Annotated in this window: 3 protein-coding genes and 1 pseudogene; 1 reads left to right on the forward strand and 3 read right to left on the reverse strand. The window is 71.7% G+C overall.

Translation table 11 applies throughout. The features are described from left to right. Window positions 1-26: 26 nt before the first annotated feature. From AOK24_RS42435 to AOK24_RS42445, 3 genes are all read right to left on the reverse strand, one after another. Window positions 27-992: an ArsR/SmtB family transcription factor gene (locus tag AOK24_RS42435; protein ID WP_055725203.1), complete on the reverse strand. Its 966-nt coding sequence runs from the start codon at window positions 990-992 to the stop codon at window positions 27-29. A gap of 138 nt (window positions 993-1,130) precedes the next feature. Next, complete coding sequence (locus AOK24_RS42440; RefSeq protein ID WP_055725204.1) at window positions 1,131-2,306, reverse strand: glutathionylspermidine synthase family protein; 1,176 nt, start codon at window positions 2,304-2,306, stop codon at window positions 1,131-1,133. Between the two features lie 7 nt (window positions 2,307-2,313). Continuing rightward, window positions 2,314-2,682, reverse strand: a complete 369-nt coding sequence (locus AOK24_RS42445) for a hypothetical protein (protein ID WP_055725205.1) — start codon at window positions 2,680-2,682, stop codon at window positions 2,314-2,316. Between the two features lie 122 nt (window positions 2,683-2,804). Between AOK24_RS42445 and AOK24_RS42450 the strand changes: the two are divergent. Beyond that, window positions 2,805-3,315 (forward strand): annotated as a pseudogene (locus tag AOK24_RS42450) (hypothetical protein); the annotation flags it as partial.

A 3,315-nucleotide genomic window follows, 5' to 3' on the forward strand; every position in this document is an offset into this window, starting at 1 on the left:
CTTTCGAGGCACCAGAAACACCCGGCTCACCCCGTCCGCAACAACGCCGCCCCCGTCGGCGTCAACGTATGCAGCACCGTGTTGGAGCACCGCCGACTGAAGATCAGCCCCGCCTCCCGCAGCACGGACGTGTGATAGCTGGCGGTGGCCGGCGAGACGTCCAGCGCGCGGGCGAGTTCGGTGGTCGTGGCTCCGGAACCGGCGACCCGCAGCGCGGCGGCCCGGGTCTGCCCGAGCAGCGCGTCGAGCGAGGCGCCGTCGGGGGCGGCCCCCGTACCGGAGTGGCTCAGCGGATAGAGAAGGGCCGGTTCCCGCTCCGGATCGGCGAAGGTGACCGGCCGGTACCGGCAGAAGTAGGAGGGGACCAGCCGCAACCCCCGCCCGTTGAGATGGACGTCGCGGTCCTCGACGTAGTCGACCTCCAGCACCGGCGCCCGCCACCGCATCCCCGGCCCCAGCCCACCGAGCAGCCCGTCCACACCCCCGTCGAGAAGGGCCCGTCCGAGGGTCGCCCGCTCGCTGTCGAACGCCGCCCGCATCCGGTCGTGATGCGGCGCGATCACGGCGGAGTGGTAGGCCCGCAGCACCCCCACCAACTCCTCCCGCGCCCGCCGCTGCACCAGCCCGCCCGCCCAGTTCGGCGCCCCGACCCGTCTCGCGAGGGTCTCCACCTCCTGCCGCACCTGCTCGGGAGCCGTGTCGAGGATCGCCGCGAACCCGGCGTCCAGCCCGTCGGCGGCCTCGGGCGGGGTGAGGAAGTCGGGGAAGTAGTCGGCGCGGGGCAGGAGGTGGTGCAGCCGCCCCCGGACGGCGGCGCCGAGCGGCGTACCCGTCAGCTTCGGCAGCGCCGCGCGGAACCAGTCGGCGTAGGCCCGCCGCCCCCGGGTGTCCTGGAGCCGGTGGAGGCTGAAGGTGACCTCCCAGAGCGGGTCCGGAGATCCGGCGATCCGGACCCGTGCGAGGTCTTCGGGCGTGAAGTGGATACGCAGCATCCGGCCCCCCAGGGCGGCGCCCCAGCCCCCGTGGCAGGGATCCCGCACGGGACGATCCCACTGCCGACCGTCGAGTAAAAGGACGATAAAGAAGGAATGGCGAAAACGGGATGTTCCGGGACGAAAGGTGACCGGATCTCACCGGATGACGTGCGGCAGGAACCTCGCATACGCGTCCGTCACCAACCCGGCCGACTCCCGGATACCGAGCCCCGCCGCCTCCCCCTCGACGGTCCACGCGCCGAGGACGACGTGGTTCCCGTCGAAGGCGGGGAGCGGCGCCAACTGCTGGTAGCAGCAAGGCTCTACAGGTATGACCGGCTCGGCGCCCTTCTGATGCACCACGACCCCGGCACCCTCCCGCCCCAGCAAGGGTTTCGAGACGTACTCGGTCAACTCCCGAGGCCCGTCCAGGTACGCCGGAAGGAGGTTGGGGTGGCCGGGGTAGATCTCCCAGAGCACCGCCAGCAGCGCCTTGTTGCTGAGCAGCATCTTCCAGGCCGGCTCGATCCACAGGGTGCTGCCGGTGCCGCCGCCGTTGTCGAGGGTGTCCAGGACGTGCACGCCGAAGCGGTCGGTCGTGAGCCACTCCCAGGGGTAGAGCTTGAAGCAACTCCGGATGAACCGGAGCCGGTTGTCGACGAACCTCCCCGAGAGCCGGTCGAAGCCGATGTCCTCGACGGGGATCCACTCCGTGTCGAGCCCCGCCTGTTCGGCCGTCTCCTTGAGGTAGGCGACGGTCATGAGGTCCTCGCCGAGTTCGTCGGCGGTGGAGTGCGCGAAGTAGAGGGGGCTGCCGGGCGGCAGCAGGTCGCCCTGCCGTTTCCAGGCGGCGACGAGCCGCTCGTGGAGGGAGTTCCACTGGTCGGCGCCGGGGAACCGGTCCTCCATCCAGAACCACTGGGGGGACGCCGCCTCGACGAGGGACGTGGGCGTGTCGGCGTTGTACTCCAGCATCTTCGCGGGCCCGGAGCCGTCGTAGCGCAGGTCGAACCGGCCGTACACGGACGGCAGTTCGGCCCGTCGGCGCCAGGACTCGGCGACGGCGTCGGCGACTTGGGGATCGGTGATGCCGAGGTCGGCGAAACGGCCCTCGGTGACGATGAGTTCGGCGGCGGCGAGGCACATCCGGTGCAGTTCCTCGACGGTCTCCTCCAGCGCCTCGACCTCGTCGAGGGTGAAGGAGTAGTAGGCGCTCTCGTCCCAGTAGGGGTACAACTCGCCGTCCACGCCCCGGGAGAGCGGGTAGACGAGGCCCTGCGCCTCGACGGTCCGCTGCCAGTCGGGGCGGGGCTCGATGCGGTGGCGTATCACGGCGCGCTCAGCCGCCGGAGCTGCCGTGGCCGCCGTCGCTGCCCCCGAAGCCGCCCCGGTCGACGCCGGACCCGCCGCTGGAGCTGGAGGACGAACCCCCGGACGACTTACGGGACTTGGTGAGCGAGCCGCCGTCCACGTACCCGCTCCTCTTCTTGCCGCCGTAGTACCAGACGGCGTGGGACGACGACGAACTCCCCGACGACTTGCAGTCCTTGTCGGAGACGACCTTGTAGCCCTTCACGGAGTCGTAGCTGTCGCGGTCGACGCACCGCTTGTCCGGATCGGAGGAGCACGCGGTGAGCGCCACCGCGAGGATCCCCACGCCGCCGAGGACGACCGCGTTCGAGCGCAGCCTTCTGGTCGTGTCCGCCATGTCCTGTTCTCCCCGTGTAATGAATGCGTGTGTTCGACGGTCAGCCTAGAGATCGGTGAGAGTCCCCGTTCGACTACCCCCGGCTCTCGCCGCTCCCCTACAGTCCGTTTGTGATGTTTGGGATGGTGTGCGCACTCGCCGCGGCGGTCTGCTTCGGTACGGCGACGGTGTGGCAGGCGGTGGCGACGCGGGCGGCGGCGGGCGACGGGGCCGGGGGTGACGCGGCGCTGCTCCTGCGTGCCGTACGGCAGTGGCGGTACCTCGCCGGGCTCGGGCTCGACGGGCTCGGGTTCGTGTTCCAGGTGCTGGCGCTGCGGTCCGTACCGATCTACGCGGTCGGCGCGGCGCTCGCGGCGAGCCTCGCGGTGACGGCGGTCGTGGCGGCGCGGATGCTGAGGGTGCGGCTGAGCCGGACCGAGTGGGGCGCGGTCGCGGTGGTCTGCGCGGGGCTGGCGATGCTGGGCCTGGCGTCCGGCGCGGAAGGCTCCCGGCCCGGCTCCGGCGTCCTGAAGTGGGCGGTGCTCGGGGCCGCCGTCGGCATGCTGCTGCTGGGGAGCGTCGGGGGGCGGCTGCCGGAGCGGGGGCGCGCGCCGGCGCTCGGGCTCGGCGCCGGGTTCGGGTTCGGGGTGGTGG

The sequence above is a fragment of the Streptomyces niveiscabiei genome (assembly GCF_001419795.1).
GTDB lineage: Bacteria > Actinomycetota > Actinomycetes > Streptomycetales > Streptomycetaceae > Streptomyces > Streptomyces niveiscabiei.

What these genes read in the sequence shown, in the direction of transcription:
- AOK24_RS42435 (WP_055725203.1), bottom strand. Translation starts at nt 992, where the DNA reads ATGCTGCGTATCCACTTCACGCCCGAAGACCTCGCACGGGTCCGGATC.
- AOK24_RS42445 (WP_055725205.1), bottom strand. Translation starts at nt 2,682, where the DNA reads ATGGCGGACACGACCAGAAGGCTGCGCTCGAACGCGGTCGTCCTCGGC.